The organism is Thiomicrospira microaerophila (assembly GCF_000934765.1).
In the GTDB taxonomy this organism is placed as follows: Bacteria; Pseudomonadota; Gammaproteobacteria; order Thiomicrospirales; family Thiomicrospiraceae; genus Thiomicrospira; species Thiomicrospira microaerophila.
This window is the reverse complement of record NZ_JYNN01000014.1, coordinates 16,582-31,794: the sequence shown is the minus strand read 5'-3', so window position 1 is coordinate 31,794 and position 15,213 is coordinate 16,582. Positions and strand designations below refer to the sequence as shown.

18 protein-coding genes are annotated in these 15,213 nt (G+C 45.9%); 10 read left to right on the top strand and 8 right to left on the bottom strand.

All coding sequences use genetic code 11. The features are described from left to right. Positions 1-123 precede the first annotated feature (123 nt). Positions 124-771, bottom strand: a complete 648-nt coding sequence (locus NA59_RS06090) for a DUF5610 domain-containing protein (RefSeq protein WP_044409564.1) — start codon at positions 769-771, stop codon at positions 124-126. Between the two features lie 154 nt (positions 772-925). On the opposite strand from NA59_RS06090, the gene prfB reads away from it, so the two are divergent. Continuing rightward, a protein-coding gene (gene prfB / locus NA59_RS06085) for a peptide chain release factor 2 (RefSeq protein ID WP_096777589.1) occupies positions 926-2,021 on the top strand; the annotation gives its coding sequence in 2 pieces (ribosomal slippage) (positions 926-997 and positions 999-2,021; 1,095 coding nt in all). Between the two features lie 20 nt (positions 2,022-2,041). Then, complete coding sequence (gene lysS / locus NA59_RS06080; protein ID WP_044409561.1) at positions 2,042-3,550, top strand: lysine--tRNA ligase; 1,509 nt, start codon at positions 2,042-2,044, stop codon at positions 3,548-3,550. A 163-nt stretch (positions 3,551-3,713) separates the two neighbouring features. On the opposite strand, the gene NA59_RS06075 is transcribed toward lysS, so the two are convergent. The 6 genes from NA59_RS06075 to purM all read right to left on the bottom strand — a co-directional run bounded on the left by NA59_RS06075 (position 3,714) and on the right by purM (position 7,425). Continuing rightward, on the bottom strand, positions 3,714-4,097 hold the full coding sequence (locus NA59_RS06075) for a hypothetical protein (protein WP_044409558.1): 384 nt from the start codon (positions 4,095-4,097) through the stop codon (positions 3,714-3,716). Continuing rightward, entirely contained in the window at positions 4,084-4,293 is a 210-nt protein-coding gene (locus tag NA59_RS06070) for a hypothetical protein (RefSeq protein ID WP_044409555.1), read from the bottom strand. The genes NA59_RS06075 and NA59_RS06070 overlap by 14 nt, the downstream gene beginning before the upstream one ends. Positions 4,294-4,416: 123 nt before the next feature. Continuing rightward, on the bottom strand, positions 4,417-4,998 hold the full coding sequence (gene dcd / locus NA59_RS06065; RefSeq protein WP_044409552.1) for a dCTP deaminase: 582 nt from the start codon (positions 4,996-4,998) through the stop codon (positions 4,417-4,419). Position 4,999: 1 nt separating this feature from the next. After that, a complete protein-coding gene (locus NA59_RS06060) occupies positions 5,000-5,716 on the bottom strand; it encodes a DUF3108 domain-containing protein (protein ID WP_044409548.1) in 717 nt (238 codons plus the stop codon). Then, positions 5,709-6,371 (bottom strand): phosphoribosylglycinamide formyltransferase, encoded by a 663-nt coding sequence (purN, locus tag NA59_RS06055; RefSeq protein ID WP_044409704.1) that lies wholly within the window; start codon positions 6,369-6,371, stop codon positions 5,709-5,711. The genes NA59_RS06060 and purN overlap by 8 nt, the downstream gene beginning before the upstream one ends. A 7-nt stretch (positions 6,372-6,378) precedes the next feature. Further along, positions 6,379-7,425, bottom strand: coding sequence for a phosphoribosylformylglycinamidine cyclo-ligase (gene purM, locus NA59_RS06050; RefSeq protein ID WP_044409545.1), 1,047 nt, complete (start codon positions 7,423-7,425; stop codon positions 6,379-6,381). A gap of 127 nt (positions 7,426-7,552) precedes the next feature. Between purM and NA59_RS06045 the strand changes: the two genes are divergently transcribed. From NA59_RS06045 to NA59_RS06010, 8 genes are all read left to right on the top strand, one after another. Beyond that, positions 7,553-8,614 carry a DUF2066 domain-containing protein gene (locus NA59_RS06045; protein WP_083944988.1) on the top strand — a complete coding sequence of 354 codons (1,062 nt, stop codon included), beginning with the start codon at positions 7,553-7,555 and terminating at the stop codon, positions 8,612-8,614. A gap of 8 nt (positions 8,615-8,622) precedes the next feature. Then, entirely contained in the window at positions 8,623-9,342 is a 720-nt protein-coding gene (locus NA59_RS06040; RefSeq protein WP_232504040.1) for an HdaA/DnaA family protein, read from the top strand. 29 nt (positions 9,343-9,371) lie between these two features. Next, positions 9,372-9,899 (top strand): peroxiredoxin family protein, encoded by a 528-nt coding sequence (locus NA59_RS06035; RefSeq protein ID WP_083944987.1) that lies wholly within the window; start codon positions 9,372-9,374, stop codon positions 9,897-9,899. 70 nt (positions 9,900-9,969) lie between these two features. Next, positions 9,970-10,488 carry a thioredoxin family protein gene (locus tag NA59_RS06030; RefSeq protein WP_052501497.1) on the top strand — a complete coding sequence of 173 codons (519 nt, stop codon included), beginning with the start codon at positions 9,970-9,972 and terminating at the stop codon, positions 10,486-10,488. Between the two features lie 9 nt (positions 10,489-10,497). Next, a complete protein-coding gene (locus tag NA59_RS06025) occupies positions 10,498-11,790 on the top strand; it encodes a TolC family protein (RefSeq protein WP_044409539.1) in 1,293 nt (430 codons plus the stop codon). A 13-nt stretch (positions 11,791-11,803) separates the two neighbouring features. Next, positions 11,804-12,298, top strand: coding sequence for an efflux RND transporter periplasmic adaptor subunit (locus NA59_RS06020; RefSeq protein ID WP_157792555.1), 495 nt, complete (start codon positions 11,804-11,806; stop codon positions 12,296-12,298). Further along, a complete protein-coding gene (locus NA59_RS06015; RefSeq protein WP_198401062.1) occupies positions 12,298-12,567 on the top strand; it encodes a hypothetical protein in 270 nt (89 codons plus the stop codon). Before NA59_RS06020 ends, NA59_RS06015 begins: the two co-directional genes overlap by 1 nt. A gap of 16 nt (positions 12,568-12,583) precedes the next feature. Continuing rightward, positions 12,584-13,426 (top strand): PilZ domain-containing protein, encoded by an 843-nt coding sequence (locus NA59_RS06010; RefSeq protein WP_044409533.1) that lies wholly within the window; start codon positions 12,584-12,586, stop codon positions 13,424-13,426. Positions 13,427-13,466: 40 nt separating this feature from the next. On the opposite strand, the gene NA59_RS06005 is transcribed toward NA59_RS06010, so the two are convergent. Continuing rightward, on the bottom strand, positions 13,467-15,179 hold the full coding sequence (locus NA59_RS06005; RefSeq protein WP_044409530.1) for a proline--tRNA ligase: 1,713 nt from the start codon (positions 15,177-15,179) through the stop codon (positions 13,467-13,469). Between the last annotated feature and the right edge of the window lie 34 nt (positions 15,180-15,213).

Genomic DNA, 15,213 nt, shown 5'->3' with positions numbered 1-15,213 from the left:
AATGCAGCCCGATTTAACCTATGAAACAGCGCTTAAACCCAAGTCCAAGGCGCTCCCACGTTCAACGTGGGAGCGAGATCTGATTGTAAGCTATTTACTTTAGATGCGTTTGCCCTGTCTGGGTTAAGCTAATCCCATTTTTTCCATCTGTTGTTCTCTAAACTCTTGCAGGCCTTTTTGTACTAGGTCATAGGTTTTTTCGGCATTGTCTTTTACTGAGCCTTCATACACGCCAAACCCCTTGAGCATGTCGGTGGCATCTTTAAAACCCGATTCAATCCCGCCGCCAATCACGGTTAAAAACTTATCGAGCAGGGCTTCTCCTTCAAGGTTTGGGTTGGATTTTTGGTAGGCTTCAAAAAAAGCCGTGGTGCCTTGCACAATACGTCCCGCGGTGTTTTCCGGCGACCAATAATCCATGCCACCTTGTTCGGCGAGTTTTTCTGCGCTAATCGCGTTAGGCCCCAAGTCGGCTTCAAGCGCGTGATTGATTTGATCAATCGCTTCTTGAAATAGAATTTTTAACGCATTTTGATCCTTGGGCGCGCCTTCGCCAAATAGATGCTGGATAATGCTGGCTTGCGCTTGAATTTTCATCGTTTCTTTCGAGGCGTGTTGTTCAATACCGCCGACTTCAACAACCAGGCCTGGTTGTTTATCTTGGCTATTTTGGGTTTTATTTTCTACTTTGTTTTCAGCCTTGTTTTGGTTTTCTATTGGTGCATTGCGCTGATAGGCACTCGCGCTGCCATCGATGGATTGAATGGGCATGGGGAACTCTCCTGTTTTGGTGATTCGATTTTAGAATAATCGTTATCTTTTTATATTATCTTGATTAGGTTATCGGCTGTTTAGGTGCAAACCTTTAGGACAAAATCGCTGAAAAGTGCTATGATTCGCGCTTTAAATTTTGATGTGAAAAGCCATGGAATTAAACCCAATTTATAATCGAATTGAAGATTACGCTGCCCGCAGCCTGGTGCTTAGGGGGTATCTTTGACTATGAAATCAAATCCGAGCGGCTTGTTGAAGTAGGGCGTGAGTTAGAAGATCCCAAAATTTGGGATAATCCTGAGCGCGCACAAGCCCTGGGTAAAGAAAAAGTTCAGCTAGATAAAATTGTCGGCACGCTTGATGATTTAGCGGGCGGTTTGGATGCCTGTAAGGAGTTGCTGGAAATGGCCGAGGCCGATAACGATGAAGCGATGGTTGAGGAAGTCGAAGCCGAATTGGCCGATTTGCAGAAAAAGCTTGATGAACTTGAGTTTCAACGCATGTTCTCAGGCGAAATGGATGCCAATAATGCCTACCTTGAAATCCAATCGGGTTCAGGTGGCACCGAAGCGCAAGACTGGGCGAGTATGCTGTTGCGGATGTATTTGCGTTGGATTGAAGCTAAGGGCTTTAAGGCCGAGGTTCTAGAAGTATCCGATGGTGAGGTGGCCGGGATTAAAGGCGCGACGATTCATGTGGTTGGTGATTATGCTTATGGTTGGATGCGAACTGAAACGGGTGTGCATCGCTTGGTCAGAAAGTCGCCATTTGATTCAGGCAATCGTCGTCATACCTCATTTGCATCGGTGTTTATTTCACCGGAGGTCGATGATAATGTTGAGATTGACATCAACCCTGCGGATTTACGCATTGACGTCTATCGTGCCAGTGGCGCCGGTGGGCAGCACGTTAACAAAACCGAATCGGCTGTGCGCATCACCCATTTGCCAACCAATACCGTGGTGCAATGCCAAAATGGCCGCTCACAACATCAGAACAAAGATGAAGCGTTTAAGCAGTTACGCGCCAAGTTATATGAACTCGAAATGCATAAACGTAACAGCGAAAAACAAACGCTAGAGGATTCAAAATCAGACATAGGGTGGGGTAGCCAAATCCGCTCTTATGTGTTGGATTCAGGGCGGATAAAAGATTTGCGCACCAGCGTTGAAACCGGCAATACCGCCGCCGTTCTTGATGGCGATTTAGATCAGTTTATTGAAGCAAGTTTGAAAGCAGGCTTGTAATTAAGTTAATAGGAACCAAGATGTCAGACCAAAACACCACTCCAGAAATCGATGAAAACAAAATTATTGCTGAACGACGTGCCAAACTAGACGGCTTGCGTAAAATCGGTCAGGCCTACCCCAACACCTTCCGCCGTGACGTTTTAGCGATGGATTTGCAAAACGAATACGCCACTAAAACTAAAGAAGAATTGGCTGAAATGCAGCCAGTACGCGTCAAGGTCGCTGGTCGAATGATGACCCGCCGTATTATGGGTAAAGCCAGCTTTGCTACCTTGCAAGACATGTCAGGCCGTATTCAAGCTTATGTAACACGTGATGAGTTACCTGAAGGGTTTTACAACGAGCAGTTTAAAAAATGGGACTTGGGTGATATTGTCGGAGTCACTGGCTATTTATTTAAAACCAATACTGATGAGTTGTCGATTCATGTGGAATCAATTGAACTCATTACTAAAGCCTTGCGCCCGTTGCCTGATAAATTCCACGGTTTACAAGATCAGGAAGTGCGTTATCGTCAGCGTTATCTTGACTTGATTATGTCAGAACAAAGCCGTAAAACCTTTGAAACCCGCTCAAAAGTGATTCAGGGTATGCGTGAGTTTTTTGTGCGCAAAGGCTTTATGGAAGTGGAAACCCCGATGATGCACGTTATTCCGGGTGGTGCGGCCGCCAAGCCGTTTGTGACCCATCATAATGCGTTGGATATGCCATTGTTTTTGCGAATCGCACCGGAATTATATTTAAAGCGTTTGTTAGTCGGTGGCTTTGAAAAGGTGTTTGAGATTAACCGTAACTTCCGTAACGAAGGCTTATCCACCCGTCATAATCCAGAATTCACCATGGTTGAGTTTTACGAAGCCTATGCCGATTACATCGACATGATGGATTACACTGAAGACATGTTCAAAGAACTCGCCCAGATGGTGCTCGGTTCGGGTGAAGTGCCTTACCAAGGTCAGGTGTTCCATTTTGACAAGCCGTTTGCACGTATTACGCTGAAAGACTCGATTGCCTTGTATAACGAGGGCGTCAAGGCTGAAGACCTTGATGACATCGAATACTGCATCAGCCTAGCGGAAAAGTTAAAAATTGATATTCGTCCTGGCTATGGCTTAGGCAAAATCCAAACCGAGATTTTTGAAGAAACCGTTGAACATCGCTTGATGGACCCGACCTTTATCACTGAATATCCGGCTGAAGTATCGCCTTTGGCGCGCCGTAACGATGCCAATCCGTTCGTCACCGATCGTTTTGAATTATTTATCGGTGGGCGTGAATTGGCGAATGGCTTCTCCGAGCTAAACGATGCCGAAGACCAAGCCGAACGCTTTATGGAACAGGTACGCGCCAAAGACGAAGGGGATGACGAAGCGATGCATTATGACGCGGACTTTATCACTGCATTAGAGCACGGTATGCCACCCGCAGCTGGGCAGGGTATAGGCATTGATCGTTTAGTAATGCTATTTACCGATGCCGCCAGCATCAAGGATGTTCTGTTATTTCCGCATATGCGTCACGCCTAAAACCTATTTTTACTATCCATCAGGAAGCCCCGTTCTTCCGGGGGTTTTTATTTTTGTGTTGCTAGGAGTCTGTCGGACTCAATCAGTCGAAGCGAAAAAAAGTCTGGTTTAGCCTCGCTTTCCTCGATTCATAAATTCGCGTGAAATTTATGAAATATGCGGGTTAGTTGTTTGTTTTGCTTTTGCCATAGAAGTAAGCACCAAAGGCAGGACCAAGTATGGCTGCAATGGTTTTAAAGACTTCAGTGACCATGTCTTTTTCACCAAAGTAGAAAGCGGCGACAATGAATATGATTAGCGCGGCTATGCCGATTCTTAGGGTAAGGTGGTTGGCTTTTAGTGTTTTCTCATAAGCATCCTTTCTTGCGCGCTCAACCTCTAGGTTGGCTGCAATGCTTTTGTCAGCAATATCGGCATTGCGATTAATTTCTAGCTGCTTGGTTTGAGCGTCTTGTTGAGCTCTAACTCGGTTGATTTCGAGTTCGCTAGAGCGCAATTCGAGGTCTTGCTTGACTAATTGTAAAGCATTGTCGTCAATGGTTGACATAGCGTTCAACCTCTATTGAATAAGGATTGGATGAGACTTGCTTTAAAACCGGTGTACGGTAGGTTATTTCAAAACTGCCAAAGGTACCATCGCCAACTTGTGGAGCAATAAATTTAGCTCCACTGATGTTATTGTCTTGTGCAAGCCGTTTGAATTCTACCGGGCTGATACGCTCTGTTTTTATTGGCTTTAACATATTGTCCGTCCTCATAGTTATAAACCTAATTTAGTAGTTTAACCGATTTTTGGCGTTTTTTGCAAAATAGGTTAAACATCCGGGCTAGCTTGCTAACCGCTCAATCCATCAACTAACTAGGTTTTAATCTTGATTGATTCGGCTTGATGTGGGGCCAGATTGGTTTTGATATTTGGCATCGGTTCTTTTGTTATAGGGTTTTTGTGCGGGACTTGAAAGGGTTTCAAAGTTAATCGCACAGATATCCATCCCTGGGCGCAATGCGAGTGGGAGCTTTCCGCTGTTAAATATTTCAAGCACAATTTGTCCTTGCCAGCCCGGATCGATACGGTGAGCCGTGACATGCACCATTAGCCCAAGTCGTGCTAGACTAGAGCGACCATCTAACCAGCCCACCAAATCATCAGGAATCGTGATAGATTCAAGCGTTGAAGCCAAGGCAAGTTCACCGGGGTGCAAGAAAAAAGCCTGATCTTGTTCAATAATAATTTCATTGCCCATCACTTTATCGAGTAGCGCTTGCACCTGTTCGCGCGGACCGCTTAAGTCGATAAAAGGCGCGGTATGGTCATTGAAAACGCGAAAACGATTGTCTAGCCGTAAATCAACACTAATCCCTTTAATTTTATTATCGGTTGGCATGGGTTGAATGTTGATGCGTTGTTGCTGGAGGGCAAGGGTAATATCTCGGTCGCTTAGTTTCATTTTATTTCTCTTTTGTATAATCAGGGCGTTCGTTGAGGCTTAGCATGAGGCCGCGCCGACGTTTTTTATCATAAATTTCAACCTGTACAGGGAAAAAGTTGAGTTCAGGTGCCAGCCAAACCGATACACGGTAGTCAGCCGCATCGGCGATAAAATGCCGTGTAATCAGTCGAGCTTGAAAGGGGGTGTTAAGCGTGCCGAGTGTTTGAGGGATGAAGCTCAGTGGTCGCTGTTGTTTTTCTTCCTGTAGTATCATGTTGTTAATTGGTTGTTGGTGAATAAGGCGATGTTGTAGTGCATAGGCCATAGATAAGGTATCAAAGGTATCGTGCGTGTATTCCCAGGTTTGGTTGCGTTGTACATTGATGATGTGATGGCTTTCTTTATCGAGCTGAAGATTAAATTGCTCTTTAATCGACTGGTTACGCATTTTTTTGATAATGGCGTCATAACTTAGCCAGCTAAGGTGATGCTGGTTTAGCTCCAGTGTTGAGGTTTCATGGCTTTGTTCGCCAATTAGGCGGCGTGCTAACCCAATAGGTGTTGCATTACTGGTGAGCTCGCATAGGGTGTCTTGGCAGCGTAATTGGTGTTCGGCATAGCCAATATGAATGCCGAGTGCTTCTACTTTAAAGGTTGCCGAAAAAGGTTGGAGGCTGTGTGCTTGGGGCGAAAAGAGCAAGGTAAGGTAAGCAAACAGCAGCAGGGGTTTAAACATGCTGTAAATCGGATAGCTTTAGCGGTTGGATTAAGGCTTGATGGTTTAACCATGCTTGGTTGTCTTGCAAGCTTAGTTGACCTTGTGCAAATAGGTTGACCGCTAGTGGGTAAGCTTGATGTTCAAGCTGATGAACCTGTTGTTGTAACATTTGTGCGTCCATCTGTGGCTCGATTTTTAGCGACGCTTGGAGGATCACTGGGCCACCATCGAGTTCAGCGGTGACGAAGTGAATGCTGAGTCCGTGTTCGGTGTCACCTGCATCAATCGCACGCTGGTGGGTATCAAGTCCTGGGTATTTGGGAAGCAAGGAGGGATGGATGTTGAGCATTTTCCCTAAATAGTGTTCGGTAAATAGAGGGGTTAAGATGCGCATAAACCCAGCAAGCACAACCAGGCCTGGTTGGGCCTGGTCGATGTGTTGGATTAATGCACGCTCAAAATCTTCACGAGTTGCATAATCTTGGTGATTTACTAATGAAGCGGGAATATGGTGTTGCTTTGCGCGCTCTAAGCCGAAAGCGTTAGGGCGGTTAGCAACTACTTTCACAATTTTATATGCACAATCGGCGCGTTGCTGAAAATCAATCAGGGCTTGTAGGTTGGAGCCGTTGCCGGATAACACCACCACCACGTTGGTTAACTCTCGCACCATTTGCAATTTACTCGCTTACTAGCTCAACAAAAGGCTCAGCTTGATCGGTTGATTTGATTTCGCCAATAACAGAAACCTGTTCGCCTAATGATTGTAAAATCTCAATGGTTTTTGCTTGATCTTTTGGATCAACAACAAGCACCATGCCGATACCACAGTTAAAAGTACGGTGCATTTCAATAGGGTCAACGTTGCCGCGATCTTCTAGCCAATCGAATACCGCAGGGCGCTGCCACGTTGAGGTGTTGACGCGCGCGCAGGTGTTGGCCGGCATAACGCGAGGTAGATTTTCTACTAAACCGCCGCCAGTGATATGCGAAAGTGCTTTGACTTCAACTTGCTTGAAGAGTTCCAGTAAGGATTTAACATAAATACGTGTGGGTGCCATGAGCGCATCGACTAGCGGTTGACCATCTAGGTCCTGCATCAGGCTTTCACCGCTTACTTCAATGATTTTACGAATCAGTGAATAGCCATTCGAGTGCGGGCCAGAAGAAGCCAAGCCTAAAAGCACATCGCCTGCTTTGACTTTCGTGCCGTCGATCAGTTGGTCTTTCTCAACGATGCCGACACAGAAACCAGCTAGATCATAATCACCAACAGGATACATGCCAGGCATTTCAGCCGTTTCACCACCGATTAGCGCACAGCCAGATTGCAAGCAACCTTCGCCTATACCCTTGATGACATCTTTAGCAACATCGATATCCAGCTTGCCAGTGGCGTAGTAGTCTAGGAAAAATAGTGGCTCTGCACCTTGAACAATCAGGTCGTTGACACACATGGCAACCAAATCAATACCAACTTGATCGTGTTTGCCGGTATCAATCGCCAATCTAAGCTTGGTACCCACGCCATCTGTGCCGGAGACGAGAACGGGGTTTTTGTATTTTCCGATAGGCAGCTCAAATAGCGCCCCAAATCCACCCAATGAAGCCATTACTTCTGGGCGCGCAGTGGCTTTTGCAATCGGTTTGATAGCTTGTACGAGGGCATCGCCGGCATCGATATCAACACCGGCGTCTTTGTAACTGAGAGAGGCTTTATTTGTCATAGATACTTTAACTTCTGTTAGCGTTTAGAAAGTAAAACACTCGGTGATGGAATATCTATTTGAAAACAAACCATCACGCGAGCAAAAAAATATTATGATATTGTAACCAAAAAACAGTGAGGCGGGTATGAGAAGTTTGCTACTTCGGGTATTAATTAGTGTAATTATGTGTTTGCCAGCGGCGCAGGCGCAAGAAACATTGGATTTATTTGTTATTGAAAAGCCTGTTGAGAGTTATGATGCGAGTCAGTTAAGCACTTATTTGGCGCAGTCTATGTCTGATTTGTTGGTTCGAATGGTCGGGGATATTCGTTTTTCTGAGACCCAGGAGGCAAAAAAATATATTCAAACGGCACGCCAATGGGTACAGCGGTTCCAGCTGGTTAATCGTGAAATCGATGGCGTGATTGTCGGGCAAAGTTTGCGTGTTGAGTTTGATCGAGACAGGTTAATGGCGGCGTTTCAAGAGGAGAGCTTGCCTATTTGGCCGCTTAACTACCGGCCAAATACCTTGGTTGTAGGTCAGTGGGAACAGCGTGGTTTGTTAGAAAACATTTCGCAACAGAGTTTAGCGTATCGGGTCGATTTGGATTACCGACCCTATGGTCGCCTGCTAGGTTTGCCGATGACCTTGCCTGCGGATCTTGGTTTTTTTGAACAGTTTGATATTGTACAATTAACGCAGCAAGAGCGGGGTCTGGATGAGGCTTTGTTGAGTGCGTTAACGCATCAGGCACATTATGTGTTGCTGTATAAGGCAGATCTGATCGGTGAAGTGGTGAGTTGGACGTGGGGGTTGTATTCGCTTGAAACAGGTCAGCCATTGTTGCGTGGTCAGGAGGTTGGCGAATCATTTTTAGAGCTGATTGAATCAACCTTGAGTCGATTGCTCGATCTGTACTCGACGCCCTATCGTCAAGCACTCGGTAGCCTGGGTCTTCTTGAAGTAGAAATACAAAATGTGGGTGACTACGAGGTGTTAAAACAGATTGAGGAGGCTTTAACGCGCTTTAGGCCAACGATTAATGAGGTGAGGCTGACAGAGGTGGAAGGCAGGCATGTCCGATTTGAAATCATTTATAATGGACAGTTTTCTAATTTACTTGACCATTTAGAACGCTTAGAGAGGGTAGAATGGAATGATCAAGGTTTTTTTCAAGGCCAACTTAAAGGGCGTTATACGCAATGAATGATAGCATGAGTACAAATTCAATGCTGGTACAGCTGCCATTGAAAATTAATTTGCGTAATGATGCAAGTTTCAGCACCTTTGTAGCGGAGCAGGAGTTAATTGCTCAAACGCTCAGTAGTTTACAGCAGCCAGATAAGCCGCAATATGCAGGTTGTTATTATTTCTTCGGCCCTGATGGTGTCGGTAAAACCCACCTCTTGCAAGCGGCTTGTCGATTCTATAGTTTAAAACAAATGCAAAGTGTATTTTTTCCATTAATGGATAAAGGTTTGCCGCTTATTCCTGATGTATTAACAGGCTTAGAGGTCACGGATTTAGTCTGTCTAGATGGTGTGGAAGCGATAATTGGGCATGAAGCATGGGAAAAATCTTTGGCGAGCTTGATTGCAAAGTCAAAAGTGCAAGGGCATCGAGTGTTATTAGCTGGACAGATGCCGATAGCCGATTGGCCGATGGTGACCGATGCATTGCGATCAGAAGTGTTTTCAATTATGCCGATTCCACTCACACCCATTAAGGATAAGGATTCATTGGTGCTGGCTTTGCAACGTCATGCACTTAATCGCGGATTTGATGTATCGATTGAGGTGGTGAATTTTATTATCAAGCGTTTTTCGTTGGACCTTCAGGAGTTGTTAGCCGTGTTAGAAGTGCTTGAACAAGCAAGTCTGGCTGAAAAAAGACGACTAACCTTACCCTTTGTCAAAGATGTTTTGGCGAGATAAATTTAAATAAAAACACGATAGGAATGATGATGACTAAACAAGTAAATGGTTACATACAGCGCTTTAAAATGATGATGGCGCTTTTGGTGCTGCTAGCGTTGGTGTCGATGTTAAATATCGCACAGGCTAAACAAGATATTGCCTTTGTAGATATGGAGGGTAATTCTGTGATGTTGTCAGACTTTAAAGGTCAGTGGGTGGTGGTCAATATTTGGGCGACCTGGTGCCCTCCTTGTATCAAGGAAATGCCGGATTTAACGTTTTTTCATGAACAGAATAAGGATAAAGGCGCCATTGTTCTGGGTGTGAACTTTGAAAATATTCCGGTAGAGAAGATTAATAATTTTACCGAAGAGCTCATGATTTCATTTCCAATTGTACGGTTTGCGGATGTGGATTTGAATGCTAATCGTACCCCATTTGGCCCGTTACGCGGTTTGCCAAGCACTTATATGGTGGCGCCGAATGGTGAGATTGTGGCAGGTCGTGCCGGTTTAGTTAATCAAGAAATATTGGAGGCATTTATTAAGTCTTATGAAGCAAAACACATGAATTAAACATCATAAATTATTAAAATATAGCTCAATAAAAAGCGTCTAAACGCTTACCAGAGCAGGAGGAAAAATCATGAAAACAATCAAAAGTATAAAAACACTGTTGCTGAGCATGCTGCTGTTATTCAGTTACCCGACCTGGTCAACGGAGTTTTTTGATGACAGTTTTGGTAACTTTCAAGAGGAGTTAGCGCTGGCGCGTGATGAAGAAAAAATCGGTGTGTTCATCTTTTTTGAGATGGATGATTGCCCGTTTTGCCATCGAATGAAAGAAACGATCTTAAAAGAAGCCGATGTCATTGAGTATTATCATCAGTATTTTAAAGTTTATCGCTTTGATATTGAAGGCGGTAGTCCGGTGACGGATTTTGATGGTACTGACTATGCCACCGGCAAGGACATGGCTGAGCGTAAGTACCGTGTGCGGGCCACGCCGGTTATGATGGCATTTGATCTTGAAGGCAATCCAATGGCACGCTATACAGGGCCTACGCACACTAAAGAGGAGTTTCTGTTATTTGGGCGTTATGTGGTGGATGGGCATTATAAAGACATGCCCTTTAATCGCTTTAAACGTGCGCAAGCACAATAGGTGGTCAGTATGAAACCAACACTGTTTGCCACCTTGTTGTTATCCGCTAGTTTTGCACTACAGGCGGCAGACAAACCGCCTTTGCCCGTTCCCTTGACGTTGGATTATCTATTTTCTTTACCCGCTGAAATGAGTCCTCGTGTGTTGGCAAGCCAAGCGCAGCAGTATAAAGCGCTTGCGTCGCAGGCAGAAAATCAGGCCAAAGACAATTTAGCCATCGGTTTTCAAGCACGATTAGGTCAGCGCGAATTTAATAATGAAAAACAAAACCATCATTTAGCAGCACTGCACTTTGGTTTGCCGCTTTATGATTTTGGTCAAACCGCTAAACTTAACCAGGCCTGGTTGATGGAGGGCGAAGCACGCGCCGCGCAAATAAAAGCCGCAGAAAATGAGTTTCGTTTGATATTAATGCAGGCCTATTTTAATGTCTTGCTGGCGGATTTAAACTTTCGTGTTGAAAATGAAGCGATGGCGATAGCTTTTGTGACCTTAGATAAGGTACGTGAAGACCACCTGTTAGGACGCGTATCGGATGTCAAGCTCTATGAGCATGAAAAAGATTATCAGCAAGCTTTTGTAAAACGTCAGGCCGCGCAAGCGGATTTACGTCGTTCGAGAATGTTGCTGGCGAATGCGATGGGGCGTTCAGATGCAGTCGTTTCCAGGGTAAGCTTACCTGCGTTTAATCTGTTGCCTACTCAACTAAAGTCGATTGAGCATTATCTAGAACTGGCCTTGACACAAAACGCCGAAATCAACGCCGCAAAACAGTTGGAGCAAGCGAGTCAATATCGTATTCAAAGCGCGCGTGCGGCCAATAAACCGACTGTGCGAGCGGATGCGTGGGTAGGGCAGTTGTCCAGTTACCCTGAAGTGCGCGAGGGACATTGGCACGCTGAAATCTCGTTGTCGATGCCTTTGTTTGATAGTGGCTTAACCAAGTCTCAAATTGACCAACAGCGTGCGCAGGCTTTGCAGGCAAAGGCTGAGTTGAATGCGATAGAACAGCGCTGGCGTGAGCAGGTAACAAACCTTTATTTTCAGTTGAGTTTATTGAATGTTGAGCAGCAGGCGGTCGAGGCCTCGCAAACCTTTGCAGTGTTTAATATGGATTATAAGCGTGCACTGTATGAAAATGAACAGCAGTCTGACTTTGGTGATGCGTTGGTAAGCATATCGCAGGCGGATTATGATGCATTGGCTTTTGAATTGAAGCGCGCGTTGTTATGGGCGCAAATGCTGTTTGCAACCGGCGGCGATCTGGTGAGTATAATGCCAGCACAAAATAAAAATGATTAGGGGAGTAAACAAGATGAAACGTGTAGCATTAGTTTTAACAGGCTTAGCCCTTTCCGTTAATCTGATGGCGGCGGAGATTAAAATCGGCGCGCTCGTCAGTGGTCAGGTAAGCAGTATTGAGGTTAAAGTCGGGCAGCAGGTACGCGCAGGGCAAAAAATAATGACGATTGATGATCGTCGTTATCAGGCTAAATTGGCCTTGCTTGAAGCCGAGGTGGCTTATCGTCAGGCCGCGTTGGCCGATGCGAAAATTGAGTTTGAGCAGGTTGAGGATTTATATGACCGTACGGTGATTGCGCGCCGACCCTTCGAACGCGCTAAGGTCGATTTAGCGTTGGCACAGCAAGCCCTAGCCAAAGCACAAGCTGAACTGGCGATGCACCAGGCCTGGGAAGACTATGTGTATATTAAAGCCCCACAAGCCGGGCGGATTAAATCTCTGGCGGTGAACCAAGGCACAACCGTATTTAATGAAAATCAACTGTTATTTATTCTGGAGACTCCATAATGGCGGGCATAGCGACAAAAATGCAGTACGGCATGAAGTATTGGCGTTTAGCGATTCACCTGATATTCAAGACCAAACGTTTTGGTGTGAACAACCAATGGTGGGCGCGCCAGCCTTCACCAATTGGTTGGGAATGGTATCAGATTGTTTGGGGTGTATTGAGCGTAATGCCCATAGTAAGAAATTACCAATCCATGAAGGTGCGCAGCTGTATCGGTTGGATGCCACAGGCGGAGTGTGAAGCCCTGTTTGGCTCGAAAAAAGCCTAAAAAGGAGCGATGATTTATGCAAGCTGAGCAACGTCAATCTGCGCGATTTCAGCGCCAGTTTTTTGTTACAGATTATCAAGATGAACAGTTTGAGTTTGCTTTTGAAGGCGCGGATGTCAACTTGACAGGGCTTAGCTTTTGGTTGCCCGATGCCGAGCTTTTGAGGCCGGGGCAACCCTTGGCGTTGCGGGTGAGAGCGGATGAGGTGGGTGAGACCTATGCATTGGATAGTGTGGAGGTTGTTCATATTCGTCCACTTGAAAAAGGCGTAATGTGTGGGTGTCATATTACCCAGGTAAGCAGCGACCAGTTATTAGCCCATCATCGCCTTGTGATGCTGAATGAGCAAGAAGCGCAGCAGGCGATGTCGGCCTCTCAGTTGCATGAGTTTGATTTTAATAATCAAACCTCGCCCTTGTCTACTCAGTTGGCTGATTACCAACAAGCAAGCTTTGCGTTGAATTTAGCGGTTGAAGAACTCACCGCAGGGGTTCAGCAAGACGAACACCACTGGCAAAAGCTTGAGCAGGGACTAGGTCATTTGATGCAGAAATTGTCGGATGATCAACAGCAATCTGTGTTGCAGTTATTAGAAATGGTTTCAGGCTTTCAGCGGCAGCAGGAGGGACGTAATCAACAAGTTTTAGCTTTAAGTTTGTTAGCTAAAATGATGGTTCACAGTCCGCAAGAGGCGCAGGCGAGGCTTGATTGGCAAACGCTGGTGCGTGACTTTGAAACTAACTTTTTAGATGAGCGCGTGTTATTGGCGTATGACTTAATGCATCAGGGCTTAGAGGCAGGCGAGGCGCTTGAACGTGCGAAAGAGCAAATGGATGATGAATTAGTCAGTCCCCACTGAATGACAGTGGGGACTACAGTGGGAATTTAATTTGGTGCAATTAACTTAGTTGCTGCAAAAGAAAGTCCATAAACACCGCTTGATCCATGTTTTGGCTGTCTTTATCGCGGCGATGCTTGTATTCGATTTTGCCTTCATCTAATCCGCGCTCACCAATAACGATACGGTGCGGAATGCCCATTAATTCCATATCATTAAACATCACACCTGGGCGCTCATTACGGTCATCAAACAGTACTTCGATACCTTGGGCCGTCAACGCCTGATAAATCTGCTCTGCCGCGTCTTTTACTCGCGGTGACTTGTGCATTTGCATCGGTACGATACACACCTGAAACGGTGCAATCGCATCAGGCCAGATAATGCCTTTTTCATCATGGTTCTGTTCAATCGCCGCCGCTACGACGCGGGTGACGCCAATGCCATAACAGCCCATTTCAAGAATCTGCGCACGACTATTTTCATTCAATACGTTCGCATTTAACGCCTTTGAATATTTATCACCCAACTGGAAAATATGCCCAACCTCTATACCACGACGAATAAGAATCGTGCCCTTACCGTCAGGGCTGGGATCGCCTTCAACCACATTACGAATGTCGGCCACCAGGCCTGTTTGACCATCACGCACCCAGTTAACGCCTGTTAGGTGAAAGCCTGTTTTATTTGCGCCGCAAACAAAATCGCTACAATGAGCAGCGGCACGATCAACAATCACAGGAATCGTTAAACCAATAGGGCCAATAGACCCCGCATCACAGTTGGCTACAGCTTGAACTTGTTCAGCAGTCGCAAAGGTCATTGGGTTGGCCACCATCGCAAGTTTCTCAACCTTAATATCGTTGATTTCATGATCACCGCGTAAAACAAGAGCCACAACAGGTTGTTCTTTGCTAGCACCTTGAACCAACAAGGTTTTAAGTGTTTGTGAAGGCTCAACCTTAAGGAACGCGCAAACCTCATCAATCGAATGGACGTTTGGCGTGGCGACTTCGCTCATCGCTTGACTCGGCGCAGCACGCTCACCAGCCGGCGCCATCGCCTCGGCCAGCTCGACATTCGCCGCAAAATCACTCTCAGTAGAAAACGCAATCGCATCTTCACCTGAATCCGCAAGCACATGGAACTCATGCGAACCATCGCCACCAATCGAGCCTGTGTCGGCTTGCACTGCGCGGAAATTCAAGCCCATGCGCTCAAAAATGCGGTGATAGGTATCGTACATCACCTGATAGGTCGCCTCTAAACTTGCGCGATCCAAATGGAAAGAATAGGCATCTTTCATAATAAACTCACGCGAGCGCATCACACCAAAACGCGGGCGGATTTCATCGCGGAACTTGGTTTGGATTTGATAAAAATTAATAGGCAGTTGTTTATAGCTGCGAATTTCTTTGCGCACCATGTCGGTAATGACTTCCTCGTGCGTTGGCCCTAAACAGAAATCGCGCTGATGACGATCTTTGATGCGTAATAACTCCGCGCCATACTGTTGCCAGCGCCCTGACTCTTCCCAAAGCTCCGCAGGTTGGACCACCGGCATCAACACTTCCTGAGCGCCCGCACGATCCATCTCCTGACGAATAATGCCCTCAACCTTACGCAGCACCTTTAGACCCAGCGGCAACCAAGTATACAAGCCACCGGCCAAACGGCGAATTAGCCCAGCACGCAGCATGAGCTGATGACTAATAACTTCCGCATCAGTTGGAGTTTCACGGGTGGTGGCGATTAAAAGTTGCGAGGTTTTCATGGTGTATTTAATCCTGTTGTTAAGGCTGTCTAAA

Bases quoted from the DNA above. Each gene is read 5' to 3' on its own strand.
- NA59_RS06090 (WP_044409564.1), bottom strand. From the start codon at position 771: ATGCCCATTCAATCCATCGATGGCAGCGCGAGTGCCTATCAGCGCAAT.
- lysS (WP_044409561.1), top strand. From the start codon at position 2,042: ATGTCAGACCAAAACACCACTCCAGAAATCGATGAAAACAAAATTATT.
- NA59_RS06075 (WP_044409558.1), bottom strand. From the start codon at position 4,097: ATGTCAACCATTGACGACAATGCTTTACAATTAGTCAAGCAAGACCTC.
- NA59_RS06070 (WP_044409555.1), bottom strand. From the start codon at position 4,293: ATGTTAAAGCCAATAAAAACAGAGCGTATCAGCCCGGTAGAATTCAAA.
- dcd (WP_044409552.1), bottom strand. From the start codon at position 4,998: ATGAAACTAAGCGACCGAGATATTACCCTTGCCCTCCAGCAACAACGC.
- NA59_RS06060 (WP_044409548.1), bottom strand. From the start codon at position 5,716: ATGTTTAAACCCCTGCTGCTGTTTGCTTACCTTACCTTGCTCTTTTCG.
- purN (WP_044409704.1), bottom strand. From the start codon at position 6,371: ATGGTGCGAGAGTTAACCAACGTGGTGGTGGTGTTATCCGGCAACGGC.
- purM (WP_044409545.1), bottom strand. From the start codon at position 7,425: ATGACAAATAAAGCCTCTCTCAGTTACAAAGACGCCGGTGTTGATATC.
- NA59_RS06045 (WP_083944988.1), top strand. From the start codon at position 7,553: ATGAGAAGTTTGCTACTTCGGGTATTAATTAGTGTAATTATGTGTTTG.
- NA59_RS06040 (WP_232504040.1), top strand. From the start codon at position 8,623: ATGAGTACAAATTCAATGCTGGTACAGCTGCCATTGAAAATTAATTTG.
- NA59_RS06035 (WP_083944987.1), top strand. From the start codon at position 9,372: ATGACTAAACAAGTAAATGGTTACATACAGCGCTTTAAAATGATGATG.
- NA59_RS06030 (WP_052501497.1), top strand. From the start codon at position 9,970: ATGAAAACAATCAAAAGTATAAAAACACTGTTGCTGAGCATGCTGCTG.
- NA59_RS06025 (WP_044409539.1), top strand. From the start codon at position 10,498: ATGAAACCAACACTGTTTGCCACCTTGTTGTTATCCGCTAGTTTTGCA.
- NA59_RS06020 (WP_157792555.1), top strand. From the start codon at position 11,804: ATGAAACGTGTAGCATTAGTTTTAACAGGCTTAGCCCTTTCCGTTAAT.
- NA59_RS06015 (WP_198401062.1), top strand. From the start codon at position 12,298: ATGGCGGGCATAGCGACAAAAATGCAGTACGGCATGAAGTATTGGCGT.
- NA59_RS06010 (WP_044409533.1), top strand. From the start codon at position 12,584: ATGCAAGCTGAGCAACGTCAATCTGCGCGATTTCAGCGCCAGTTTTTT.
- NA59_RS06005 (WP_044409530.1), bottom strand. From the start codon at position 15,179: ATGAAAACCTCGCAACTTTTAATCGCCACCACCCGTGAAACTCCAACT.